This window comes from Tenacibaculum sp. 190524A02b (assembly GCF_964036645.1).
GTDB classification, from domain to species: domain Bacteria; phylum Bacteroidota; class Bacteroidia; order Flavobacteriales; family Flavobacteriaceae; genus Polaribacter; species Polaribacter vairaonense.
Genome location: NZ_OZ038525.1, coordinates 1,819,170 through 1,843,158 on the forward strand (window position 1 = coordinate 1,819,170; position 23,989 = coordinate 1,843,158).

Below are 23,989 nucleotides of genomic sequence, written 5' to 3' on the forward strand. Positions count from 1 at the left end.
ACACAAAAATCTTTTTTCAAGAAAAAATCTTTTTTATTTTTGCGTAAAATTAACGCAATATGATTTTAAATCTTGATACATCTTTTACACCTTATAGTACTCAAAACTCAATAAACTTTGAGCAGTTTACATTTTCTGGTGGCGAACCTCATCTCAAAATTACAACTGATCTTGAAAACGTAGAAGAAGTTACCATTACGCATCGTATTCGTTCATTCAATGATGTAGGAATTTTATTATTAGCTGTAAATGCGTTACGAAATATAGGTGTTCAAAAGCTACATGCTTTTATCCCTTATTTTCCTGCGGCAAGGCAAGATAGGATTATGATAACTGGCGAACCTTTATCCGTAAAAGTATATGCAGATATAATAAACAGTCAGCATTTTAACTCGGTAACTGTTTTTGATCCACATTCAGAAGTAACTCCTGCCCTACTTAACAATTGTAAAGTGATGCACAATTACACTTTTGTAGAGAGAGTTACGCAACAACTAACAGAAGGTTTAGTTTTGATTTCTCCTGATGGCGGAGCTTTAAAGAAGATTTACAAAGTAGCCTCTTATTTACAGAAGTATGAAGTAGTAGAATGCTCTAAAGTAAGAGATGTAAAAACAGGAAAGCTATCTAGTTTTAAAGTATATCATGAAGATTTACAGGGGAAAGATTGCTTAATTGTTGATGATATTTGTGATGGAGGTGGTACATTTTTAGGACTGGCACAAGAGTTAAAAAAGAAAAATGCAGGCAATCTATACATTGCAGTTAGTCATGGGATTTTTAGTAAAGGAACTGAACTATTAAATCAATACTTTTCTAAAGTTTTTACAACAGATAGTTTCAAATCTATAAACGGAACAGATTGCATACAAATTAAATTAGAAGAATTATTAAAAAATGAATGATGAAAACGATTACACTATACAGACCTGTAGGAGAAAAAGAATTGATATTAATTGCCGAAAGTAATTATAAAGCATTTCCTCCGAGACTAGAATGGCAACCTATTTTTTACCCTGTATTGAATGAGGAATATGCTACTGAAATAGCTTGTAAGTGGAATACTACGGATGCCTTTGGCAATTATTTAGGGTTTGTTACCAAATTTAAAATTACAGAAGAAGAATTTAAGAAGTATACCATAGAAAATGTTGGAGCGAAAATTCATAATGAACTGTGGGTTCCTTCTGAAGCTCTTGAGGTTTTTAACCAAAACATCATTGGCGAAATTGAAATATTAAAAGTTTGCATTGGAAAGGAGTTTAAAAAAGCATCCAGTGCTATTGTAGAAAAACATGTAAATGAATTAAAAAAATAAACTATGGAATTAAAAACAAAGCTATATAAAGAACAGCTAAAAGAATGGCCTGTAAATGGACATCACATTATGGCACAATATGATGAAGAAAAAATAGTCGTATACCAGTCGTACAGACCGGAAATTGGGAATTTTGCTATGAAAAATCAATTTTTTGGTGGTCCTTTTAAGTATACTAGAATGACTTGGATTAAACCTAATTTTTTATGGATGATGTACCGAAATGGTTGGGGAACTAAAGAAGGCCAAGAAGTGGTTTTAGCCATTCATTTAAAACGTGAAGCTTTTGAACGTTATTTGGAGCAAGTAGTATACTCTAGTTTTCAAAAAGAACTTTATGATACTTGGGAAAACTGGCAAGAACAGGTAAAAAATTCATCTATTAGATTGCAATGGGATCCTGACCATGATCCATATGGCGAAAAAATAGAAAGAAGAGCTATCCAAATTGGGATTCGAGGGGAAGAAATTATAAAATATGCCCAAGAGGATATTATTAAAATTGAGGATATTTCCGATTTTGTGCAAGCGCAATACCAACATGTGTTAAATAAGGAAGTGGATAAGCTATTAATTCCTGAAGAAAAACCATTTTTTAGTAAGATAGAAAGTGTCAATAAAAAATTACGATTAATACCATAACTATGAAAAGTAACATAATTGAAGCAACATTTTTAGGTTTAGCTGTAGGCGATGCTTTAGGTGTTCCTGTAGAGTTTAGATCTAGAAAAGAATTACAAGCAAACCCTGTTAAAGATATGCGTGAATATGGAACTCACAACCAACCTAAAGGTACTTGGTCTGATGATAGTTCTCTTACCTTTTGTCTAGCCGAAAGTCTTTGTAAAGAGCTTGAAATAAATCTGATTGACATTTCAAAAAATTTCATCAATTGGTTAGATTATGGCTTCTGGACTCCGCATGGAAAAGTTTTTGATATTGGTATACAAACAAGGCAATCTATTTATCAGTTAGCTAAAATCATAAATTCAAAGGAATATTCAGACCTAGAACTTTTGAAGTACTCTAACGATGAATATACAAATGGAAATGGCTCACTAATGAGAATTATCCCTTTATTATTTCACATAAAAGATTTTGAAATAAATAAACAGTTTGAAACTATATGGTTTGTTTCATCGTTAACACATCCACATATCAGGTCGGCAATTGCTTGTTTTATTTATTTGCAATTTGCTAAAAATATAATTGAAGGAAATACATTAATTGGTGCCTATAGAAAAATGCAAAAAAAAGTAAATACTTTTTTTGACGAAAAAGAATTATCTAGCTATGAAAAACAACATTTTTCAAGAGTACTAAATAACAATATAACAACTCTTAGGGAAAATGAAATTAAATCAGGAGGCTATGTCATTGATACTTTAGAAGCAAGTTTATGGTGCTTAATGACTAGTTCTGGTTATAAGGAAACTGTTTTAAAAGCCGTAAACCTTGGTGATGATACAGACACCACTGCTACTGTAGCGGGAGCTATTGCTGGTTTGTATTATGGAATGGAAGCTATTCCTAAAGAATGGGTTGAAGTCTTAGCGAGAAAAAACGATATTATTTCTTTAAGCAAAAAGTTTGCTAAAAAATATGGTTATGAAAAACAATAAGTCTGATGTAAATATAAAGGAAGTTAACCCTTTAGCTATTATCCCTACGATTAAAGTCATTCATGGAGATATTACAAAGATTAAAGCGGATGCTATTGTCAATGCGGCTAACTCTAGTTTATTAGGAGGTAGTGGTGTTGATGGTGCCATACATAGAGCTGGTGGAAAAGAAATTTTAGAAGCATGCATCGCTATTAGAAATAAACAAGGAACTTGTAAAACAGGAAAAGCAGTAATTACAACAGCTGGTAGTTTACCTGCTAAAAAAGTAATTCATACTGTAGGTCCTGTTTTCAATGGTGGGGAAAGACTGGAAAAAGAAAAAAAGTTATTAGCAGATTGTTATGTAAACAGTCTGCTAATAGCTAAAGAAAACAATCTAAAAACCATTGCTTTCCCTAACATTAGTACGGGGATTTATAAATTCCCAAAACAATTAGCAGCAGAAATCGCTTATAAAACGGTTATAGAAAACCCAATAGTAACAACAGTAATTTTTGTTTGCTTTGATATAGAAAACTATCATATTTATCAAAAAATACTAGAAAATGGAAACCATTGAGTATATAGAAGGAGATGCTACCAATCCAATAGGAACAGGAATTAAAATTATTGTACATGTATGTAATGATATTGGTGGCTGGGGAAAAGGCTTTGTTTTAGCAATATCTAAAAAATGGAAAAAACCAGAGAAAGCCTACAGAAAATGGCATGCATCAAAAGAAGATTTTGGTTTAGGCGAGGTTCAATTTGTACAGGTAGAAGCAGACTTATGGATTGCGAATCTAATTGGCCAACATAAAATTAGAAAAAGTCCTAACGGTTTACCTCCTATTCGTTATGAAGCCATTGAAAGTGGTCTTAAAAAAGTAGCCGTAAAAGCATTAAGTATCAACGCTTCAGTTCATATGCCTAGAATAGGTTGTGGATTGGCTGGCGGAAAATGGGATAAAATAGAACCTATTGTGCAAGAAAATCTAATTAGTAAGCAAGTACTAACAATTGTTTACGACTTTAAATAATAGATAAAATGAACGAAAAAGATAAAAAGAACCTCAGTAAATTTTTAAGTCTTATTTTAAGACATCAACCAGAAACCATACAATTAACCCTAGATACTAACGGGTGGGCGAATGTGGAAGAACTGATACATAAAGCGAAACGAAAAAGAAAAATATTTTCTTTTGATGATTTAAAAGAAATAGTAGCAACTAATGATAAAAAGCGTTTTTCTTTTAATGATAATCAAACTAAAATACGTGCCAATCAAGGGCATTCTATTCAATCTATTAATTTGAACTTAACACCTATAACGCCTCCTCCATTTTTATATCATGGTACGGTAGCTAAATTTATGGATTCTATCCGTGAAAATGGATTACAAAAAATGAGTAGACAACATGTGCACTTAAGTACAAATATAGAAACTGCGACTAAAGTAGGAAGCAGACGCGGTAAACCAATTATTTTAACCGTAAAATCGGGTGCAATGTTTCAAGAAGGTTATGATTTTTATAAATCTGAAAATAATGTTTGGTTAACACCTCATGTTCCTGTTAAATTTATCGAATTTAAAATTTAACAATTCAGGAAGAAATATAAATTTCATTAAAATTCAGGATATGAAAAAAATAACAGTACATCCAAATATTTTTCTGATAGAAAACTTTCTTTCTGATGAAGAATGTCAAAAGTATTTATCCATCTTTCAGCATAAAGAATTTGAAGAAGCTAAAATTTCTATACATGGAAACCAAGTAATGAACAAAGGAGTTAGAAATAATGATCGTCACATTTTTTTTGATGAAAAACTGGCTGTAAAACTTTGGGAGAGAATTGCACAGTTTACTCCTGAAAAAGTAAGTTTTTATAAAGCAATTGGTTTAAATGAAATGTTTAGAGTTTATAAATATTCCAAAGGTCAACGCTTTAAAATGCATATAGATGGGAGTTATCAAAGAAACTTTTCAGAGAGTAGTTTGTTTTCTTTTTTAATATACTTAAATGACAATTTTGAAGGAGGTGAAACCGAGTTTAGAAAACTACATACGATTACACCTCAAAAAGGAACTGCTTTGGTATTTAAACATAAACTTAAACATGAAGGTAAAGAAGTTACTACTGGTATAAAGTATGTCTTAAGAACCGATATCATGTATAAAAGAACATAGAATGAAAACATTTGCTATTGGTGACATCCACGGAGGATTAAAGGCATTACAACAACTTTTACAAAAGTTAGATTTACAAACTAATGATACAATTATCTTTTTAGGAGATTATGTGGATGGTTGGAGTGAATCTGCTCAGGTTATTGATTTTTTACTCGATTTTAGAGAAGTGTACCATTGTATTTTCATTAAAGGAAATCATGATTTGTACTGTGAAAACTGGTTAAGGGATGGTACTACTACTGATTCTTGGTTATTTCACGGCGGAACGATGACTATTAAAAGTTATGAAAACTATACCGATACTAAAAAACAAAAACATTTAGAATTTATTGAACGTATGCCTCTGTATCATACAGACTCAGAAAATCGATTATTTATCCATGCTGGTTTTACCTCTATGCACGGACCTCAACAGGAAGTACATGCTTCTAATTATAATTGGGATAGAACCTTATGGGAAATGGCTATTACCGTAGATAAAAGTATTCCGAAAGATTCTTTATTGTATCCTAAAAGGTTACAATTATTCCATGAAATATTTATTGGACATACGCCTACTACACGTTATAAAAAAGACATACCAATGCAAGGTTGCAATGTTTGGAATGTAGATACAGGAGCGGCATTTACAGGAAAATTAACGGCTATAAATATTGATACCAAAGAATTTATACAAAGTGACTCAGTACAAGAGTTGTACCCAGATGAAAAAGGAAGAAATGATTCTCCTTATAAAATAATTAAGAAAAAGTTTACAGATATAAAATGAAATACACCACAGAAAAAATTATAAATACTGGAAAAAAATTAAAGTTTGTTTTTTTCTGGGGACATCAACCCAATAAAGACGGGAGTATTGGAAAAAGTTGTTTCAGTCAGTGGTGGGAAGCTGAATTTGTTATAGATGCTATTACCTATAAAACAGCAGAACATTATATGATGGCTGAAAAAGCAAGATTATTTAATGACGAAGCAACACTTTTAAAAATAATTGATTGTAAATCTCCTGCTGCTGCGAAAAAGTTAGGACGACAAGTCAAAAATTTTGATACAATTCTATGGGATCAACACAAGTATAAAATAGTTATTAAAGCTAACTATGAAAAATTTGCTCAAAACCCTGAATTAAAAGAGTTTCTATTACAAACAAAAAACAGGATATTAGTAGAAGCTAGCCCGGTTGATAAAATTTGGGGAATTGGATTAACTAAAGATGATGAAAACATTGAAAATCCTTTAAAATGGAGAGGTCTAAATTTATTAGGCTACGCTTTAATGGAAGTCAGAGACCAACTCCAATAATCTATGATTTATACTTGTAACGATAAGCTACCTGTAAAAGAAAACAACTATCAATACTATTTTCTTGCAGGTAGTATTGATTACCAATCAAAAACGCCATGGAGAAAGACTATTATTGAAAAAAGTTCTAAACGCATTCACTTTTTTGACCCTACTAATAAAAATCATCATAATCTTTCGGACACCGAAATGAAAAACCAAATTGAATGGGAATTAAATACCTTAGAACTATCTGATAAAATAATCTTGAACTTTTTAGGCTATTCTAAATCGCCTATTTCATTAGTAGAAATGGGGCTTTATGCACAATCTGGCAAACTTATAATTATTTGTCCACCTGAGTTTTATCAAAACAGGTACATGTATCCCCTAGCTTCAAAATACAATATTCCGCTGTTTAAAAATCTTTGTGAATTTTTAGATTCTTTTCAACTTTATTGATTCTATCTAAAATTTTAAAACCAATGAAAGCTAAAAGAGCTCCTATTTGAAAATGCGTTCCACTATTAACTCCATAAAAACTTTCATAAAACGCTTTAAATTGAAAACCAATTGAGATTAAAGTCAATATCAATAAAGTCAACACCAATCCTTTTCGATTTTCTTTTTTCCACATAATGAAACTAAAAATCAAATAACATAAATTCCCAAAAATTGCTGAATCTAAATACGTTTTGTTTGATTGGTATAGTGAAATGTCAATTAAAGTAAATTTCCACTTAATACTAAGGAGTTCAAATCCATCTCCTATTTGGAATGTGATTAAAAAGGTTGAAAAAACCAGCCCTAAAATCAAAAGTACATTTTCAATTTTCATGTTAAAGTCATTAGCAATTATTATATCCTGTGTAAGCACACATAGTTATTCTGCAAATATAAAATTAAATCTTAAAAATACTTACACTTATTCCTATCACGTAAATATTGTATAATTTTTTGACGCTTTTTTCTTGTACAAACCTGTACAAACTTTTTTTCTGAAAAACCTTCTTATACAACTAAAAGAAGTTAATACTCCTTCTTTAAAGATGTCTTTATCATTATCAATCTGTTAAAAATCTTAAACTTTTATTTCGTTTTTTTAACAAGTTTTTTAATTTTTAATTATTTCTAAAAAAAACTCCTCTTTAACCTACACATCAAAAAACAACACTAAATAACTAAATAATAATAAATTAAACTCAAAAACTTTTAAACCTTAACACTTTCACATTTTTTTCACATAAGCTTTTTACAATTTGATAATTCTTGCTTCCGTTTTCTAGACATTAATTATTAAAAAATAGAAAAATGAATCGTATTTTTAGTTTAAATCGTATTGCTATCCTATTAGCCTTCTCTGCCCTTTTTGTTGGATGTAATGAGAACGACACATTAAATCTACCAGATGATGTAGATAACAATATAAGTATTGACACAAATACAGACACTAACAGTGATAATAAATCTGATTGTATCAAGGGAGAAGGAACTCCTGTTACTAAAACGCTAGACATTGCTAACTTTACAGGTGTAAACTTAGTATCCGTTACGGATAAATTAACTATTAAACAAGGAGCTACTCAAAAAGTAGTGGTAACTGGGCATGCTAATGTTATTGAAGAAATTAATACTGAAGTAACTGACAATGTATGGAAAATAGCTTTTAAAGATGGTTGTTATGAAAATTATGAGCTAGCTATTGAGATTACAGTGCCAACTATTAACACTATTGCAACCACTGGTTTTGGTGCTGCTGTGGTAGAAGATTTTACGAATCAAGAAAACCTAAGTATTAGTTTAAGCGGAAGTGGTAAGCTAATACTAAATAAATTTGATGGTATAAAAATGCTTAACGTTACTTTTAAAGGTTCTGGAAATTTAGAAGCTAAACAAGCTATTTCTGGAGTAAATCAAATTAACATTAACGTAGCCGGAGCTGGAACCTATAAAGGTTTTAATATAGAAGCAAAAAATGTAACTGTTAACTCTAAAGGTTTTTCTAATATAGAAACTACTGCTACTGAAAACTTAAATGTAACTGTAAGTGGATCTGGAGTTATTCGTTATAAAGGAACTCCAAAAATTTCTAAAACAGGTTGGGCTAGTATTATAGATGCTAACTAGTCTTTGAATTTTTAAATAATAGTAGTTAAAAACCATCGTTTGAGTTTCTCTCTCTTACACGATGGTTTTTTATTGGGCTTATTAGTTCCTTTAAAGAGCCTCTATCCAATATTTTTTAAATACAAGTTTAAATTTTTCTAATGGAATTTCAATTTCATAAGTCCCTACAAAAGAAGGGCACATAACACAATCATTAAAATAAAAAACTATTGTATCATCATTTAATACAAAGTTGTTTTTAGCTAATTTAAAGTCTTCTAAACTTACAGGAAAACATTCATAAAACATAGTTCCGTTAGTAATTGCTGTTGTAATTTCATTGTTTACTATGGTGTGAACTTCGGCTATTTTATCTTTTGGAAAATAATCTTCAAAACCAAGAAGTTTTCCTTTAATCATATCAAAATTAATGGTTTCAAATGTATAATACGTTGCCTTTGTACCTGTATAATGGTTTTCTAAATAAAATAGTACACTTAAATGTTCGTCGTTTTGTGTGTAAATTTTATAATCTGCTATTCTACATTCTCTATTTATTTTATTTTTTACTATTGTATCACACAACAATTCTTGTGCTTCTCTTACATTATTTTCTATTTCTGATAATTTTAATAGTTTTTCTTTTACATAATTATTAAAAATTTCAAATTTAGGGTTGTAACCTTCATTCAAATAAGGGTAACAAAAGTCAATGGTATAAGTGGCAGTTTCTCTTTTAAAACGTCTACTTTCTATAGTATTTTCAAATATATAAGCATCATCTTTCTGCGCTCTTACTTTCGCAATTTTTAACTGGTTTTCATTTTCTGGAAAAGAGTCTACTACTTTAACTAGTGCTCTTTCTTTTTTAGAAGATATATCGGTTTCTGTTTGGAGTTTCTTTGTAATTTTTGTTGTAAAAGTATCTGGCTTACAAGCTATAGTTACTAATAGTAGTAGTAGTAGCAGTAAAAAAAGGTTTTTTATTAATTTTTGTTTATACATAATTCACTTTATTAAAATCAGGTTTTATGTAGAGACAAGTCTGTGATCTAATAAAACCTGATTAATGATTTATGTAAAAATATATATCTGTGTTTAGCTATAGAATGACAAAAATCAGTCTACCTGCTTCAATGCTTCTATATCTAAAATTTTAATATTTCTACCCTCAATAGCTATAATTCCTTCTTTTTTAAGTTTTGATACACTTCTAATAAGTGTTTCTGTAGCTATTCCTGCAACGCTTGCTAAATCATGACGGGAAATTTTAATGGGATCTTCTGGTTTGCGATTAATTTTTTCTGCAAATTTTAATAAAGTGTTGGCTGTTTTTTTGTGAACAGAGTTATACGCCATATCTAACAACTGCTCTTTTACCCCTTTTAAGTTATCTGATAACAAATCTACCAACTCTAAAACAACTTTATGATTCTCTTGAAGAATTGTAGTTAATTCTGTTTTTTTTATACCTACTAATTCTGTAGTACCTATAGCAATAGCGGTTTCTTGATATGCTAAGTTTTGAGAAAAAGAAGTATAGCCAAATAAATCATCTTCTTTATATAAAGATGTAATTAAATTTTTACCTTGTTCATTTAATTTAGAACAGTTAACTGCTCCTTTAAGAATTAAAAATATATAATTTGAATTGTCTCCTTCATTATAAATAACCTCTTCATTTTTAAAAGTAAAAAAGGTGCCATTATCATCTAAAAAATTCTTTAAATCATTTAAACCTCGTAAGGTGTTTTCAGATGGACTTGTTTCTTTTACTTTCGTTCTTCTGTCTTTTAAAATTAACGATTTTGCCAACCTACTTTCAATAGCATCTGTTAACTCTTCTTCTGTAAAAGGTTTGGTTATATAATCATCAGCTCCTAAATTCATGCCTTTTCTTATATCACTTCTTTCTGTTTTTGCTGATAGAAATATAAAAGGAATGTATTGACTGCTCGCATTTTTTGATAAGGTTTCTAAAACACCATAGCCATCTAACTCAGGCATCATTATATCACACACAATAAGATCAGGTAATTCAGCCAATGCTTTCCTCACTCCTATTTTTCCATTTTCTGCTGTGATTACTTTATAATAACCAGAAATTTCCAGTAATTCAGCTGTATTTTCTCTTAGCACTTTATCATCTTCTATTAACAATATTTTTCTCATATATCTATTTTGTTTGGTATATTTATTATAAAGGTTGATCCTATATTTTCTTTACTAGTAAATGTAATAGTACCTCCTAAATTCTCAAGGTGACTTTTTACTATATTTAATCCTATTCCTGTTCCTTGATTTAACAAAACGTTTTCTGCTCTAAAATACCTCTGAAAAATATTTTTTTGATCTTTTTCTGGTATTCCAAAACCTTCATCTTCTACTTTAATAATTGTCCTTTCTATTTCTTGAGTTATAATGATATAAATTTTTGAGTTTTCTGGTGAATATTTAACAGCATTACTTAACAAGTTAGATAGTACTAGTTCTATAATTTTTTCATCTTGATACAACTCAATACTTTCAATTGTATTTTTTAATATAATTTCCTGCTTTTGTTTTAATAGTAAATTTGTTGTATCAATTACTCTATGCACTACTTTAACCACATCAAAATTTTCAATGGTGTATTTTATTTCTCCTTTTTCTAGCTTTTCTACTGATAAAAAATCATTTAAAATATTATTTAAATAATGTACTTTATTATTTATAACAGCTAAATGTTTTTCTCTTTTTTCTTGTTGTTCAGTTAATTTATACTTAGCTAACAGCATGCTAGATGTTAAAATACCACTTAAAGGAGTTTTAAATTCATGAGAAACTAAAGATAAAAACCTTGTTTTTAACTCATTTAATTCTCTCTCTTTTTTTAAGGCTTCTTTGGCTTTACTTTCGGCTGCAATTCTTTTTTTATTTTCTTCATCTAACTCTCTGTTTATTTTTTCTAATTCTTCTACGGTAGTTCGTAAATTTCTTGTTCTTTCTTTTACTTTATTTTCTAACCGTGTATTTAACTCTAAAATTTCTAGTTCTTGGTATTTTCTTAATGAAATATCTACCACTAAAGCCATTATATATTGTACACCTTCAATTTCTAAAGGATTTAACCCTACTTCTATTGGAAAAACATTTCCCTTTTTATGCAACGCATATAAATCTCTTCCTTGCCCCATTTGCCTTTTCTCTTTCGCCGTTAAAAAAGATTTAAAATGACTTCCGTGGTTTGGTTTGTATTTTTTAGGTATTAAAGTTTCTAAATGTTCCCCTATCAACTCAGTTGCTTTATAACCAAATATTTGTTCCGCAGAAGAATTAATCATGCTTATTACTTGTTGCTCATTTACAACAATTACAGCTTCAGAAACTGCTTCAAATAAAGCATTAAAAACAACTTTATCTTCCTTTTTTATCATCTAAAATATATTTATCATAAAGATACTGTTTCTTGTAAAGAGCTAAACTGATTTTTATCATTTCTTAACCCATCTTATCCTTATAGTTTTGTTTTTAAAACATTTAATAATGTATATTAAAAATTTGAATATAAAATTCTATCAAAATATTGCTAAAATATTTTATGCAATTGCCAAGTCTGATGGTGTGGTTAGCATAGAAGAAATTGAGATATTAAAAAAAGTAGTTAAAGAAAATTGGTTAGAGGTAGATGAAACTTTTGATCTTTTTGGTACAGATACTGCTTATCAAATAGAAATCGTTTTTGATTGGTTACTTGGTAAAGGTACTTCTGCTGAAGATTGTTATTCGGATTTTATTGAATACTTCCATAATCATTCTTATTTATTTACTAGTGAAATTAAACGTTTAATTATGGAAACTTCTAGTAAAATTGCAAGTTCTTTTGCTGGTAAAAATAAATCTGAATTAATTCTATTAGCCAGATTGAGTCTAGAATTTAATCAGCCTACAGCTTAACTTTATAGAATATGAAAACACTTATATATAGTACTAAACTTTTTGAAAAACCTTTTTTAGAATCAGCCTCAGAAAAAGCTGGGCTTCAATTTGCTTATACTAATGAAAGACTCTCCAAACATACTGTTGAAAAAGCTAAAGGTTATGATGCAATAGCTATTTTTTCTGCGGATGATGCTTCTTTCGAAATTTTAAAAAAACTAAAAGAATATGGGGTTCATTACATTACTTTACGTTCTGCAGGCTATGATAATGTTGATTTAAAAATTGCTAAGAAATATGGTATACAAGTTGCCAATGTTCCTGAATACTCTCCTAATGCTATTGCCGAACATGCTATTGCACTTTTAATGACGCTTAAAAGAAATATTATTACTGCTAACCAACAGGTTAAAAAAAACAACTTTTCGTTAAACAATCTTATTGGTTCTAATTTAGAGAATAAAACTGTAGGGCTTTTGGGAGCTGGAAGAATAGGAAGCATTATTGTTAAAATTTTATATGGTTTTGATTGTAACATTCTTGTTAATGATATAACAAAGAATCAAGATTTAATTGAGCAATACAATGTAACATACACTACTAATACAGTTATTTGTAAGAATTCGGATGTAATTATAGTGAGTTTACCACTTACTGATGATACACATTATTTAATTGATGACAGTTTCTTAAATCAAATTCAAAAGAAAAATGTACTTATAGTTAACATTGCTAGAGGTGGTATTGTTAAAACTACTGCAATACTAGAAGCTTTAAAAAGTGGCAAAATTAATGGTTATGCTACAGATGTATATGAAAAGGAAAGTGGTGTATTTTTTTATAAACATGCATCTGAAAACATTCAAGATGAGATTTTAAAAGAATTAATAAATCACCCAAACGTTTTGTTAACTCCACATCAGGCTTTTGCTACTGAGGAAGCTATTACCAATATTGTTGATACTACTATTTATAATCTTAATACATGGAAAGATGGTAAAGAGTCTAAAAATGAGCTTAATTAATACTTAAAAATACTTGTTCTAAAAATAGATTATTGAGCACAATATTCTTTGATTTTACTTCCAATTGTTTGAATTATTTGACTATGCCTTTGTTTTACTTTTTCTTTTTGAGTAGTTCCTCCTAAAATTAGCATCTCTTTATGTTTAAATCGTTTTCCTAAGCGATCATCAAGCATTACATTTCGCATACTTTCTGCAATACCTATTTCTTTCAAAAATTCATTAGAATGACCAGCTGTACATATTACCAATCCATATTTTACAACTTTCATTCGTTCTACTTTATCAGTATCTTCCTTTCCGTAAGCATAACCTACACTATACACTCTGTCAAACCAACCTTTTAACTTAGCAGGACAATCACTCCACCAAACTGGATATAAAAAAATCAAACAATCTGCTTCCTTAATCTTTTGTTGTTCTTTCAATACATCATTAGGTATTGGCAGGTCAAAATTTACAAATCCTTCTCGCTGATATTCTTCTTCCGTCATATCCGTTTGAAAATTTGATGCATATAAATCAGAAACTTCAAAATCTATCTGTTCTTTAATTAGATTGGATTTTAGTTGTATTAATACCTCATATGTATATGATTGCTTACTAGGATGTGCATAAATAATCAACGTTTTCATGTTTTTTAGCGAGTTAAATTGTTTGCATGAACGCAATATATGTATCCTATAGATCTTCATCCTATTTTTTCATCTAAAAGAATAAAATTTGTGTACAACATTTAATTTGCGTAATTTTGACACAAATAAAATATTCACACTATGAATCCATTATTATATACAGACGGTTACAAAGTTGATCACAGAAGACAATACCCTAATAATACAACCTTAGTATACTCAAATTGGACACCAAGAAAAAGTAGAATTAAAGGCATTAATGAAGTAGTATTTTTTGGATTGCAGTACTTTATAAAAAAATACATCTTAGAGGATTTTGAAAATAATTTTTTTAATCAACCTAAAGAAAAAATTGCTAAAAACTATGCTAGGCGTATTAATAACTATTTAGGTGAAAACTCAGTAGGAATTCAACACATTGAAGCATTACATGATTTAGGGTATTTACCAATGGTTATAAAAGCTTTACCTGAAGGAGTTTCTGTGCCTATTAGAGTACCAATGTTTATCATGTATAACACATTACCTGATTTTTTTTGGTTAACCAATTATTTTGAAACCTTATTATCTACCACTATTTGGTTACCATGTAATTCAGCAACTATTGCTAAAGCTTATCGAAAAATATTAGACAAATATGCTAATGACACTTCATCAATACCAGAATTTGTAGCTTGGCAAGGTCATGATTTTTCGATGCGTGGTATGGCTGGATTAGAAGCTGCTGTAATGAGTGCTGCTGGGCACTTACTAAGTTTTACAGGTACTGATACCATACCTAGTATTGATTTTTTAGAAACCTATTACAATGCTGATGCCGATAAAGAACTTATTGGTGGATCTGTAGCAGCTACCGAACACTCAGTAATGTGTATGGGAACAAACAATGGTGAACAGGAAACTTTTAAACGTTTAATTACCGAAGTATACCCTAAAGGAGTTGTTTCTATTGTTTCAGATACATGGGATTTATGGAAAGTATTAACTGAATACCTTCCTAATTTAAAACAAGAGGTATTGAACCGAGATGGCAAAGTAGTTATTAGACCTGATAGTGGAAACCCTGTAGATATTATTTGTGGAAATCCAAATGGAAAAACCATAGAAGAACAAAAAGGTGTGGTAGAATTATTATGGGATATTTTTGGTGGTAACACTAATAGCAAAGGCTATAAAGAATTAGATACACATATTGGTGCTATTTATGGAGATAGTATTACTTTAGAAAGAGCTGAACAGATTTGTGAACGTTTAAAGCAAAAAGGTTTTGCTTCTACCAACGTAGTTTTAGGTATTGGCTCTTTTACTTACCAATACAATACCCGAGATACTTTTGGTTTTGCTATGAAAGCTACTTACGGAGAAGTTGATGGTGAGGGACGTGAAATTTTTAAAGATCCTGTTACAGATGATGGTACTAAGAAATCTGCAAAAGGACTTTTAAAAATTACTTTAGAAAATGGTGTTTACAAACTTAACGATCAAGTGAATTGGAAAGAAGAAAATAAAGGTGAATTAAGAGAAGTTTTTAAAGATGGTAAACTGCTAATTGATGATACCTTACAAGATATAAGAAAACGACTATAAACTAATTTTTAAATAAAAAACTCAAGAATTAATATTCTTGAGTTTTTTGACTTTATAAGGTATTTAACTTTTATTCTGGTTTAAATAGTAATACCCTTTTTGAAGCTTCAATTTCTTTTTGATTCAGTTTCATTTTTACAAACTCACCTTTTATATATTTTTCTGCCTGATCTTTATAATGCGGACTAAAAACATTTCCTGATTGTCCTGTAGGCAAAATAGTAACACTGTTTTCAATATCTGAAAAGTCAATTACACGTCTAGTAGAAGGTCCTGAATTAATTTTGTAATATCCAGTACTATCTATTTTGTATGACAATTTATTTATTACTTGATCTCCTCCATCAGTTTCAAAAGGTCCTACATTAAATAGCTTTCGTAATAAACCACCTGCTTTACCTATAGGATGCTCATACTCTACTGTAGTCACTCGTTTCCAATGCCAATTCTCTACATTTTCTCCTAATTGTTTTTGCAAAAACAGAATGGTATTTTTAAACGATTTGGTAACAATCTCTTTTTTTGTTTCAACTTTATCTTGTGTAGTAACATCATCCCACCAAACAGATGTTTTTTTTGTTACTTGGTTGGCTACGGCTTTTTCCTCTATAGGTGTATTTACAAACTGAGCAAAAGCGTCTTGCATTTCGTCTTTAAAAGTATTCTTAACAAATTCATACCATAAACGGTTGTATATGGTTGGTGCCACTTCTTCCTTTCCATAATAGCCTTTCCAATTTTTTAAAATGGTTAGTGCTTTTTTTCCACTAGGCGTTAATATTTGTTCATCTATTTCCTCTGTTAAACCTTCTATAATTTCTGATGCCGTAACTAATGTTACATCTTTAATCATTGTAGCAACATCTTCTTTGGTAAAGTCATTTTTTACTTCTAGTAAATTTTTAATTCTTCTTGCTCTATCTTCTGGTGAATAATATCCTGGGTACAACCTACCTCCAATTGAATCTGGCTGATTATTGGCAGAATACACATAATTCCATGATGGATTAATAGCTTGAGGATTTTCTTCAAAATCTAAATAGGCTAGAATTTCATCTTTTCCTGATGCTCCATCTAAAACAAGCTTGGTTTCTAAACTATCTCTATGTTTATATAATTTACCTGCTGCAAACCAAGCTATATTATTGTACTTATCTCCGTACATAATATTTAACCCTGGAGCATGTAACTTACTTGCTCCTTTTTTAAATGCTGACAAGTTTTTGGCATGTGATATCTCATAAGCAACATCTAACAATTTATTTTTTTGTTGTGTATATATCCATTGCATTGCCATAGGTCTTTTTTCATCTATAAAATCAATTAAGTCATTCATAATAGGCCCATGCTGACTGACTTTGATTTGATAAGTAGTATCTTTTTCTCCTTTAATTTTTATTTTCTTATCTATTGTTTTATAACGCTTATATCCTTCTGATGTTTTATATTCCATCGGATTTGTTGGGTTGTTCTGTTCATAATAAAAATCAACATCATCATTTTCAAACATAGTTAACCCATACGCATAATTTCTATTGTGCCCTAATAAGGGAAAAGGTGTTAAAGCCAAATTAAATCCATACATTTCATAATCTGGTGTTTTAATATGTGACTGGTACCAAACAGAAGGTTGTGCATAAGCAATATGAGGATCATTAGCAAAAAGAACTTTTCCTGATTTTGTTTTTTCACCACCAATTACCCAAGAATTACTTCCTATAAATGGAGAAACTGGTAACTCATCCATTAAAGTGTTAATAGCACTAGCAAAATCTCCTTTTAAAATTTCTCTTTTTTCATTTCTAATTAATGTTACATTTTTATAATTGGCATTATTTAACTCATTAAAATGAGCATCACCTAATTTTTCTTTTACTTCCGTAAGTAATGGATCAGTTTTATGTGCTAAGGCAAAACTAAAAGCCATATAACCAAAAACATTGTAGACATCTTTAAAGGTATAAGGCTCTTTTTTAACACCTACTAAATAAAACTCTAATGGAGTTGGACCATTTTCTATAAACTGATTAATTCCGTCCAAATACGCTTGCGTTAATTGATACATCTTAGAACTTTCATCCATTTCTTGAATAGTAATTGCTGCCGCTTCTTCAATTCCTAAGCCTGAAAAAAATTTATCAGCTCGCACTAATTTTTTTCCAAATATTTCAGACAACCTACCTGCAGCCAGTCTTCTAATCAATTCCATTTGCCATAATCTATCTTGTGCATGCACATACCCTAAAGCTCGGTAAGCATCTTTTTCATTGGCTGCATTAATGTGTGGTACTCCTATATCATCATAATATACTTTTACTTCTTGGGTTAATTTTTTTAATGGAAGATTCCCTTCATAGTCTGGTTTTAATGTTTGAATAAATAAAAAAGCACCAACAAGTACTAGTACCAATAAAACAATAAGGATTTTTAAACTTTTTTTTACGATTTTCATTATAATGTTTAGTAGTTAATTTTAAGAATAATCTTTTTCCTGTAATAATGCTTCGCTCCTAGTCAATTAATTAAAAATGTAATTAACCAAAACGTACTATTTATTGATCGAAGAAGAATTCTTGTTAAATATAAGAAAAATCAATCTTCAATGATAACCAACAATCATATGAGCGTAAGTTACAATCAATAAAAATTCAACTAGACTATAACAAATTATAGTCGTATTTTTGGAACGTTAAAACGAGTACGATGAGAAAAATTCATATGGTTGACTTACAAAGTCAATATCAACAAATAAAAGATACTGTTGATACTTCAATCCAAGAAGTATTAAACTCTTCAGCCTATATTAACGGTCCGTATGTAAAACAATTTCAGGCAGATTTAGAAGAATACTTAAATGTAAAGCATGTAATTCCTTGTGCAAATGGTACTGATGCATTACAAATTGCCATGATGGGCTTAAATTTGCAACCTGGTGATGAAGTTATTACAGTAGATTTCACTTTTGCCGCAACCGTTGAAGTTATCGGATTACTTAAATTAACACCTGTTTTAGTAGATGTTGAAGCAGATACGTTTAATATGGATATTGATGCTTTGAAAAAGGCCATTACCCCAAAAACAAAAGCAATAGTTCCAGTTCACTTATTTGGACAATGTGCCAACATGGAAGCTATTTTAGCCGTTGCTAAAGAACATAATTTATTTGTGATTGAAGACAATGCTCAAGCCATTGGTGCTGACTATACTTTTTCTAACGGAACTGTAAAAAAAGCAGGAACTATGGGAACTGTAGGAACAACTTCTTTTTTCCCCTCTAAAAACCTGGGGTGTTATGGTGATGGTGGCGCTATTTTTACCAATAATGATGAATTAGCTCATACCCTAAGAGGCATGGTTAATCATGGAATGTACAAACGTTATTATCATGATGTTATTGGAGTAAATTCGAGATTAGATAGCATTCAAGCAGCTGTTTTAAAAACTAAATTACCATTACTAGATGGTTATTGTGAGGCTAGAAGAAAAGCTGCTACATATTATTCTGAAGCTTTTAGTAGTAATCCAAATATAATTACACCAACTATCAGTAATTTTACAACACACGTTTTTCACCAGTATACTATAAGAATTACCAATGGTAAACGTGATGAATTACACCAGCATTTATTAGATAATAACATTCCTAATGCTATTTATTATCCTGTTCCTTTACATGCACAAGAAGCTTATAAAGATGAACGTTATAATGAAAATGATTTCAAAATAACTAACCAATTAATAAATGAGGTAATATCCTTACCTATGCATACAGAACTAGACGAAGAGCAATTAAACTTTATAATTAAAACTGTTAGGGATTTTTTAAGCTAACTACTTTTTTAAAGTATATTGGCACTATATAATAATAAGCTAAATATGAAAAAAATTCTTGTTACTGGCGGATTAGGTTTTATTGGTTCACATACCGTAGTGGAACTACAAAACGAAGGTTTTGAAGTAGTTATTATTGATGATTTATCAAACTCAAAAATTGATGTTCTAGATAACATTACACAAATCACAAACCAAAAACCTGATTTTCATCAAATAGACTTGCGAATTAAATCAGATGTCAAAAACTTTTTTGATACGAATAAAATTGATGGAATTATCCATTTTGCTGCCTTTAAAGCGGTAGGAGAAAGTGTTGAAAAACCTTTAGAGTATTATGAAAATAACATTGGTAGCTTAGTTTATTTATTACAAGAAATGCGTGATAGAAATATTGATAATTTTATTTTTAGTTCTTCATGTACCGTTTATGGGCAAGCAGATGAGTTACCAATCACTGAAAATGCGCCAATAAAACCAGCTGAGTCTCCTTACGGAAACACCAAACAAATAGGTGAAGAAATTATAAAAGAAGCCTGTAATGCCCATAATTTAAACTCGATTGCTTTACGCTACTTTAATCCAATAGGTGCACATGATAGTATTAAAATTGGAGAATTACCTTTAGGAATTCCGCAAAATTTAATTCCTTATGTAACACAAACCGCCGCTGGAATAAGAGAACAACTTTCTGTTTTTGGAGACGATTATAATACTCCAGATGGTACAGCTATTAGAGATTATATACATGTTGTTGATTTAGCTAAAGCTCATATTGCAGCCTTAAAACGTTTATTAAACAAGAAAAATCATAACAACTTTGAATATTTTAATGTAGGAACAGGAAAAGGAAGTTCAGTATTAGAAATAGTGAATTCTTTTGAGCAAGTTACCCATCAAAAATTAAATTATAAAATAGTTGGCAGACGTGCAGGAGATATCACTGCTGCGTATGCCGATACTACTATTGCTAATAAAGAACTTAACTGGAAAACAGAAAAGTCATTAAACGAAGCACTTCTTTCTGCTTGGAAATGGCAACAAAAAAATAGTTGATAAATCATTCAAATACCACAAATTAAAAAGCTGTCATTGTTCTTCAAATGACAGCTTTTTACTATTTAAACTATATACTAAAAACTAATGTTTCATTACCTAAAAATTATATCCAATTGAAACTTGTAAAACTCTATGATTAAATTCAATATTATCATTAGCATTTGAAATGTTTGTTAACCCTAAATTATAACGTGCTCCAAAGTTTAACCCATTTTTAAGCTTATATCCCAATCCTAAGTTAATCATGCAACCTGTTTCTTCTAAATACTTTTTATTTCTATTATTTAAGAAAAAGTACAAAACTTATAAATAGAGTTATTAAAAGTAGGTAACGTATTTTTAGTTTTTTGCATTGCTTAATATTTAAATGGTATTGTTTAATCTTTTATTAATACAATGCTGACTCTTTTTCCTCTATGCTTTTTAAAAAAACTTCTTATTCCTTATTGTACAAAAATTCTTTTAATCATTTTTGACCTTTTTACACAAATTTTTGATCCTTTTTAATTACCTCAAAAAAACATAACCCAATAATTTTGCTCAAAATTTATGTAATCATATACTAATAAAAACGGGGATAGAAATAAATAGCAAAAACACGTAAAACAACTATACCTCACTAAAAAAACTTAACCATTTAAAATCAATTACTTTTTTATATGAAAAAATATATTGCAGAATTTATAGGGACTTTTCTATTAATTTTTTGCGGCACGGGTGCCATTATTGTTAATCAATATAGTAATAACAGTTTAGGTTTACTAGGAATTGCCTTTACCTTTGGTATTACAGTGTGTGCTATGATTTATATTTTTGGAAATATTTCAGGCACTCATATAAATCCGTCCGTAACAATTGCTTTAGCACTGGGGAAGTTAACTTCTAAAAAAGAAGCTTTTTTTTATATTTTATCTCAGATGTTTGGAGCTATTTCGGCTAGTCTTTCACTTCAAATTTTATTTCCTAAAACCTCAACATTAGGTAATACGATACCAGTTGAAAACCTTTATCAAGCCTTTATTATGGAATGTTTATTAACATTTTTGCTCATGCTTACCATTTTAGCTGTAAGTACTAAAAAAGAACTTACTACCAATAGTGGATTAATTATTGGTACTGTTATTATTGGAATTATTTTACTAGCTGGTCCTATTTCGGGAGGCTCTTTCAATCCTGCAAGAAGTATCGCTCCTGCAATTGTCTCTAGAAACTACTCAGCTTTATGGATATATATAACAGCTCCTACTTTAGGAGCTATTATGGGGATATTTAGCTGGAAATCAATTCATAAAACAACATAAAGCTTCTTATTCAAAACTAGCTAAATAAAAAGCCTACCATTTAACAGGTAGGCTCTTTTAAAATAAAATTGGGGAAAAACGAAAAATTTCTACCTATCAAGGTTAGGCAAAAATAATATGTTGTCCCCCTACATTTACTACTCTATCAGGTAGTTCTAATTAAAAAACACAACCGTGATTAAGAAGTATCTTATACGTGAATTATTCTTGTAAAAGACTTAAAATATAAAAAACTATTATCTAGTGAACTACCTCAAATAAATTCATAAGACTATAAGTTTAATTTTGACACACAATCCATGAATCAATATACCTTTTGGCAGTACCCATAAATAATAACAACTTTTTAACTATTAAACTTAAAAACACAATAAATAATAAAAGAGGCTACTACATACTATAGTAACCTCCTTAAGTTAATTGAGAAATTTAATTTTATAAATGCCTCTTTTAACCAAACCTTATCCTATTCTACACAAAATTAGCACATCCCTTTTCTCTACTCACTATCCTCCTAGATAGTTTTTACGTTCACATGCTTACCTTAACCTTAATAAATATAAATGTACACTTGAAAAGATAGCTTTATAGTAAAAAACTATGTTATTAATAAAGTCTATTTAAAAATTTTTCATCTAAAAACTTCAGTGATATTTACAGAAAAACAACTCATTAAAAGAAGTTAGGGATACTCTATTTAAGAACTATTAAACAAAGAGACTACTATTAAATAAGTAGCCTCTTTTAAAAGTGAATTGGGGAAAAACGAAAATTTACACCTTATTTAAGGTTTAACAAAAATAATACGGTGTAACACTTATATTAACTACCCTACTGGATAGTTATCTAAAAAGCTAAGTCTACTTTTGAGAAGTTTTATTATCAATATACTCTATGTTTAAAATTCTAAAAAATACGTTGCACGCTTAAATCAATAATCTCAATAAAAATCTTAAAATGTAAAAAGCTGTCATTGTTCATCCAATGACAGCTTTTTAAAACCCAATTAACCAAACAAAACGATAGGTTCTTTTAGAAAAGTTTTTTCTAAAAAAGAGGCTACTAAATTAAAGCGTAGCCTCTTTAGATTCATTAAGGTATTTAATTCATAAATAACTCTTTTAAACCTATTGTAAACCTACTTGTATTAAAAATACATTACAAAATTAAGTTACAATTACTGTTTTTATGCTATCTCATAAGGTAGTATTAAGCTAATTAACATCCAATCTTCAATATTTAAAATATCTTTTTTAAGTTATATCCTTACCTTTTTTTAATCTCATCTTAATATTTATATAAAAAATAAAGAGACTATTTATTAAAACAGTCTCTTTTAAAGTAAATTTGGAAAAAGCTAAAAAATATATTTTTAACGCTTAGCAAAAATATTTTTTTCTATGCTTATAATTCCTACCCCACTGGGTAGTTTAATTGTAAAATTTAAACTTTCGTTAATATTAATCTAACTATTTACTCAAATAAATTCATTAGAATGTAATTTTTATTTTAATACAACCCTTAGGGTGTTATACCTTTTGATAGTCCCCATAAATAATAACAACTTTTTAATTATTAAACTTAAGAACAAAACACAACAAATAATAAAAAGAGGCTATCAAATACTATAGTAACCTCCTTAAGTTAATTGAGAAATTTAATTTTATAAATGCCTCTTTTAACCAAACCTTATCCTATTCAACACAAAATTAGCACATCCCTTTTCTCTACTCACTATCATCCTAGATAGTTTTTACGCTCACATGCGTACCTTAACCTTAATAAATATAAAAGTAAACTTGAAAAGGGAAGCTTATAGTAAAAAACTATGTTATTGATAAAGTATATTTACAAATTTCCACCTAAAAACTTCAGAAATATTTACAGAAAAACAGTTCATTAAAAAAAGTTAGGTATGCTCTATTTAAGAACTATTAAACAAAGAGACTACTATTAAATAAGTAGCCTCTTTTAAAGGTGAATTGGGGAAAAACGAAAAATTTACACCTTATCTAAGGTTTAACAAAAATAATGCGTTGTAATAATTATGTTAACTACCCTATTGGATAGTTATCTAAAAAACTAAGTCTACTTTTGAAAAGTAGTATAACTGATATGCTCTATGTTTAAAA

Annotated in this window: 25 protein-coding genes; 18 read left to right on the forward strand and 7 right to left on the reverse strand. The window is 29.4% G+C overall.

The genetic code is table 11. The features are described 5' to 3' along the window. Positions 1 to 59: 59 nt before the first annotated feature. Genes prs through ABNT65_RS07130 form a run of 11 tightly spaced genes read left to right on the forward strand, consistent with a single transcriptional unit; the run spans position 60 to position 6,857 of the window. Entirely contained in the window at positions 60 to 905 is an 846-nt protein-coding gene (gene prs, locus ABNT65_RS07080) for a ribose-phosphate diphosphokinase (protein ID WP_348747534.1), read from the forward strand. Beyond that, complete coding sequence (locus ABNT65_RS07085; protein WP_348707469.1) at positions 905 to 1,318, forward strand: ADP-ribosylation/crystallin J1; 414 nt, start codon at positions 905 to 907, stop codon at positions 1,316 to 1,318. Before prs ends, ABNT65_RS07085 begins: the two co-directional genes overlap by 1 nt. Positions 1,319 to 1,321: 3 nt before the next feature. Then, positions 1,322 to 1,960, forward strand: a complete 639-nt coding sequence (locus ABNT65_RS07090; protein ID WP_348747535.1) for a DUF4291 domain-containing protein — start codon at positions 1,322 to 1,324, stop codon at positions 1,958 to 1,960. A gap of 2 nt (positions 1,961 to 1,962) precedes the next feature. After that, on the forward strand, positions 1,963 to 2,940 hold the full coding sequence (locus tag ABNT65_RS07095; RefSeq protein WP_348747536.1) for an ADP-ribosylglycohydrolase family protein: 978 nt from the start codon (positions 1,963 to 1,965) through the stop codon (positions 2,938 to 2,940). Then, complete coding sequence (locus tag ABNT65_RS07100; protein ID WP_348707475.1) at positions 2,927 to 3,502, forward strand: O-acetyl-ADP-ribose deacetylase; 576 nt, start codon at positions 2,927 to 2,929, stop codon at positions 3,500 to 3,502. The genes ABNT65_RS07095 and ABNT65_RS07100 overlap by 14 nt, the downstream gene beginning before the upstream one ends. Next, on the forward strand, positions 3,489 to 3,962 hold the full coding sequence (locus ABNT65_RS07105; protein ID WP_348747537.1) for a macro domain-containing protein: 474 nt from the start codon (positions 3,489 to 3,491) through the stop codon (positions 3,960 to 3,962). The genes ABNT65_RS07100 and ABNT65_RS07105 overlap by 14 nt, the downstream gene beginning before the upstream one ends. 8 nt (positions 3,963 to 3,970) lie before the next feature. Further along, the gene (locus ABNT65_RS07110; RefSeq protein ID WP_348747538.1) at positions 3,971 to 4,522 is read left to right on the forward strand and encodes an RNA 2'-phosphotransferase; all 552 of its coding nucleotides are present in this window, start codon (positions 3,971 to 3,973) and stop codon (positions 4,520 to 4,522) included. A 40-nt stretch (positions 4,523 to 4,562) separates the two neighbouring features. After that, positions 4,563 to 5,111: a 2OG-Fe(II) oxygenase gene (locus tag ABNT65_RS07115; RefSeq protein ID WP_348707481.1), complete on the forward strand. Its 549-nt coding sequence runs from the start codon at positions 4,563 to 4,565 to the stop codon at positions 5,109 to 5,111. A gap of 1 nt (position 5,112) precedes the next feature. Beyond that, complete coding sequence (locus tag ABNT65_RS07120) at positions 5,113 to 5,883, forward strand: metallophosphoesterase (RefSeq protein WP_348747539.1); 771 nt, start codon at positions 5,113 to 5,115, stop codon at positions 5,881 to 5,883. Further along, complete coding sequence (locus ABNT65_RS07125; protein WP_348747540.1) at positions 5,880 to 6,416, forward strand: NADAR family protein; 537 nt, start codon at positions 5,880 to 5,882, stop codon at positions 6,414 to 6,416. The genes ABNT65_RS07120 and ABNT65_RS07125 overlap by 4 nt, the downstream gene beginning before the upstream one ends. 3 nt (positions 6,417 to 6,419) lie before the next feature. Continuing rightward, complete coding sequence (locus ABNT65_RS07130; RefSeq protein WP_348707487.1) at positions 6,420 to 6,857, forward strand: nucleoside 2-deoxyribosyltransferase domain-containing protein; 438 nt, start codon at positions 6,420 to 6,422, stop codon at positions 6,855 to 6,857. Here ABNT65_RS07130 and ABNT65_RS07135 read toward each other — a convergent pair. After that, positions 6,814 to 7,233: a hypothetical protein gene (locus ABNT65_RS07135; RefSeq protein ID WP_348707489.1), complete on the reverse strand. Its 420-nt coding sequence runs from the start codon at positions 7,231 to 7,233 to the stop codon at positions 6,814 to 6,816. The two genes, ABNT65_RS07130 and ABNT65_RS07135, sit on opposite strands and share 44 nt — an antisense overlap. 473 nt (positions 7,234 to 7,706) lie before the next feature. On the opposite strand from ABNT65_RS07135, the gene ABNT65_RS07140 reads away from it, so the two are divergent. Continuing rightward, positions 7,707 to 8,522, forward strand: coding sequence for a head GIN domain-containing protein (locus ABNT65_RS07140; RefSeq protein WP_348707491.1), 816 nt, complete (start codon positions 7,707 to 7,709; stop codon positions 8,520 to 8,522). Between the two features lie 90 nt (positions 8,523 to 8,612). On the opposite strand, the gene ABNT65_RS07145 is transcribed toward ABNT65_RS07140, so the two are convergent. From ABNT65_RS07145 to ABNT65_RS07155, 3 genes are all read right to left on the reverse strand, one after another. Then, a complete protein-coding gene (locus tag ABNT65_RS07145) occupies positions 8,613 to 9,506 on the reverse strand; it encodes an RsiV family protein (protein ID WP_348747541.1) in 894 nt (297 codons plus the stop codon). A 114-nt stretch (positions 9,507 to 9,620) separates the two neighbouring features. Beyond that, positions 9,621 to 10,673, reverse strand: a complete 1,053-nt coding sequence (locus tag ABNT65_RS07150) for a response regulator (protein ID WP_348707495.1) — start codon at positions 10,671 to 10,673, stop codon at positions 9,621 to 9,623. Further along, the gene (locus ABNT65_RS07155; protein WP_348740403.1) at positions 10,670 to 11,917 is read right to left on the reverse strand and encodes a PAS domain-containing sensor histidine kinase; all 1,248 of its coding nucleotides are present in this window, start codon (positions 11,915 to 11,917) and stop codon (positions 10,670 to 10,672) included. Before ABNT65_RS07155 ends, ABNT65_RS07150 begins: the two co-directional genes overlap by 4 nt. Before the next feature lie 109 nt (positions 11,918 to 12,026). On the opposite strand from ABNT65_RS07155, the gene ABNT65_RS07160 reads away from it, so the two are divergent. Beyond that, a complete protein-coding gene (locus ABNT65_RS07160) occupies positions 12,027 to 12,437 on the forward strand; it encodes a hypothetical protein (RefSeq protein WP_348747542.1) in 411 nt (136 codons plus the stop codon). Between the two features lie 11 nt (positions 12,438 to 12,448). After that, positions 12,449 to 13,444: an NAD(P)-dependent oxidoreductase gene (locus ABNT65_RS07165; RefSeq protein WP_348740405.1), complete on the forward strand. Its 996-nt coding sequence runs from the start codon at positions 12,449 to 12,451 to the stop codon at positions 13,442 to 13,444. Positions 13,445 to 13,473: 29 nt separating this feature from the next. Here the strand turns inward: ABNT65_RS07165 and ABNT65_RS07170 are convergent, their stop codons facing one another. Further along, entirely contained in the window at positions 13,474 to 14,079 is a 606-nt protein-coding gene (locus ABNT65_RS07170) for an NAD(P)H-dependent oxidoreductase (RefSeq protein ID WP_348747543.1), read from the reverse strand. Between the two features lie 141 nt (positions 14,080 to 14,220). Between ABNT65_RS07170 and ABNT65_RS07175 the strand changes: the two genes are divergently transcribed. Next, entirely contained in the window at positions 14,221 to 15,666 is a 1,446-nt protein-coding gene (locus tag ABNT65_RS07175; RefSeq protein ID WP_348747544.1) for a nicotinate phosphoribosyltransferase, read from the forward strand. A gap of 70 nt (positions 15,667 to 15,736) precedes the next feature. On the opposite strand, the gene ABNT65_RS07180 is transcribed toward ABNT65_RS07175, so the two are convergent. Continuing rightward, positions 15,737 to 18,118, reverse strand: a complete 2,382-nt coding sequence (locus tag ABNT65_RS07180) for a penicillin acylase family protein (RefSeq protein ID WP_348747545.1) — start codon at positions 18,116 to 18,118, stop codon at positions 15,737 to 15,739. 251 nt (positions 18,119 to 18,369) lie between these two features. Here ABNT65_RS07180 and ABNT65_RS07185 point away from each other — a divergent pair, with 251 nt between their 5' ends. Then, on the forward strand, positions 18,370 to 19,497 hold the full coding sequence (locus ABNT65_RS07185) for a DegT/DnrJ/EryC1/StrS family aminotransferase (RefSeq protein ID WP_348747546.1): 1,128 nt from the start codon (positions 18,370 to 18,372) through the stop codon (positions 19,495 to 19,497). A 45-nt stretch (positions 19,498 to 19,542) separates the two neighbouring features. After that, a complete protein-coding gene (gene galE, locus ABNT65_RS07190) occupies positions 19,543 to 20,553 on the forward strand; it encodes a UDP-glucose 4-epimerase GalE (RefSeq protein WP_348707512.1) in 1,011 nt (336 codons plus the stop codon). 99 nt (positions 20,554 to 20,652) lie between these two features. On the opposite strand, the gene ABNT65_RS07195 is transcribed toward galE, so the two are convergent. Then, a complete protein-coding gene (locus tag ABNT65_RS07195) occupies positions 20,653 to 20,856 on the reverse strand; it encodes a hypothetical protein (RefSeq protein WP_348747547.1) in 204 nt (67 codons plus the stop codon). Between the two features lie 359 nt (positions 20,857 to 21,215). Here ABNT65_RS07195 and ABNT65_RS07200 point away from each other — a divergent pair, with 359 nt between their 5' ends. Beyond that, a complete protein-coding gene (locus ABNT65_RS07200; RefSeq protein WP_348747548.1) occupies positions 21,216 to 21,857 on the forward strand; it encodes an MIP/aquaporin family protein in 642 nt (213 codons plus the stop codon). The last annotated feature ends 2,132 nt before the right edge of the window (positions 21,858 to 23,989 follow it).

What these genes read in the sequence shown, in the direction of transcription:
- ABNT65_RS07185 (WP_348747546.1), top strand. Translation starts at nt 18,370, where the DNA reads ATGAGAAAAATTCATATGGTTGACTTACAAAGTCAATATCAACAAATA.
- prs (WP_348747534.1), top strand. Translation starts at nt 60, where the DNA reads ATGATTTTAAATCTTGATACATCTTTTACACCTTATAGTACTCAAAAC.
- ABNT65_RS07120 (WP_348747539.1), top strand. Translation starts at nt 5,113, where the DNA reads ATGAAAACATTTGCTATTGGTGACATCCACGGAGGATTAAAGGCATTA.
- ABNT65_RS07125 (WP_348747540.1), top strand. Translation starts at nt 5,880, where the DNA reads ATGAAATACACCACAGAAAAAATTATAAATACTGGAAAAAAATTAAAG.
- ABNT65_RS07200 (WP_348747548.1), top strand. Translation starts at nt 21,216, where the DNA reads ATGAAAAAATATATTGCAGAATTTATAGGGACTTTTCTATTAATTTTT.
- ABNT65_RS07130 (WP_348707487.1), top strand. Translation starts at nt 6,420, where the DNA reads ATGATTTATACTTGTAACGATAAGCTACCTGTAAAAGAAAACAACTAT.
- ABNT65_RS07105 (WP_348747537.1), top strand. Translation starts at nt 3,489, where the DNA reads ATGGAAACCATTGAGTATATAGAAGGAGATGCTACCAATCCAATAGGA.
- galE (WP_348707512.1), top strand. Translation starts at nt 19,543, where the DNA reads ATGAAAAAAATTCTTGTTACTGGCGGATTAGGTTTTATTGGTTCACAT.
- ABNT65_RS07095 (WP_348747536.1), top strand. Translation starts at nt 1,963, where the DNA reads ATGAAAAGTAACATAATTGAAGCAACATTTTTAGGTTTAGCTGTAGGC.
- ABNT65_RS07135 (WP_348707489.1), bottom strand. Translation starts at nt 7,233, where the DNA reads ATGAAAATTGAAAATGTACTTTTGATTTTAGGGCTGGTTTTTTCAACC.
- ABNT65_RS07165 (WP_348740405.1), top strand. Translation starts at nt 12,449, where the DNA reads ATGAAAACACTTATATATAGTACTAAACTTTTTGAAAAACCTTTTTTA.
- ABNT65_RS07160 (WP_348747542.1), top strand. Translation starts at nt 12,027, where the DNA reads ATGTATATTAAAAATTTGAATATAAAATTCTATCAAAATATTGCTAAA.
- ABNT65_RS07155 (WP_348740403.1), bottom strand. Translation starts at nt 11,917, where the DNA reads ATGATAAAAAAGGAAGATAAAGTTGTTTTTAATGCTTTATTTGAAGCA.
- ABNT65_RS07115 (WP_348707481.1), top strand. Translation starts at nt 4,563, where the DNA reads ATGAAAAAAATAACAGTACATCCAAATATTTTTCTGATAGAAAACTTT.
- ABNT65_RS07175 (WP_348747544.1), top strand. Translation starts at nt 14,221, where the DNA reads ATGAATCCATTATTATATACAGACGGTTACAAAGTTGATCACAGAAGA.
- ABNT65_RS07140 (WP_348707491.1), top strand. Translation starts at nt 7,707, where the DNA reads ATGAATCGTATTTTTAGTTTAAATCGTATTGCTATCCTATTAGCCTTC.
- ABNT65_RS07180 (WP_348747545.1), bottom strand. Translation starts at nt 18,118, where the DNA reads ATGAAAATCGTAAAAAAAAGTTTAAAAATCCTTATTGTTTTATTGGTA.
- ABNT65_RS07110 (WP_348747538.1), top strand. Translation starts at nt 3,971, where the DNA reads ATGAACGAAAAAGATAAAAAGAACCTCAGTAAATTTTTAAGTCTTATT.
- ABNT65_RS07150 (WP_348707495.1), bottom strand. Translation starts at nt 10,673, where the DNA reads ATGAGAAAAATATTGTTAATAGAAGATGATAAAGTGCTAAGAGAAAAT.
- ABNT65_RS07090 (WP_348747535.1), top strand. Translation starts at nt 1,322, where the DNA reads ATGGAATTAAAAACAAAGCTATATAAAGAACAGCTAAAAGAATGGCCT.
- ABNT65_RS07100 (WP_348707475.1), top strand. Translation starts at nt 2,927, where the DNA reads ATGAAAAACAATAAGTCTGATGTAAATATAAAGGAAGTTAACCCTTTA.
- ABNT65_RS07170 (WP_348747543.1), bottom strand. Translation starts at nt 14,079, where the DNA reads ATGAAAACGTTGATTATTTATGCACATCCTAGTAAGCAATCATATACA.
- ABNT65_RS07085 (WP_348707469.1), top strand. Translation starts at nt 905, where the DNA reads ATGAAAACGATTACACTATACAGACCTGTAGGAGAAAAAGAATTGATA.
- ABNT65_RS07145 (WP_348747541.1), bottom strand. Translation starts at nt 9,506, where the DNA reads ATGTATAAACAAAAATTAATAAAAAACCTTTTTTTACTGCTACTACTA.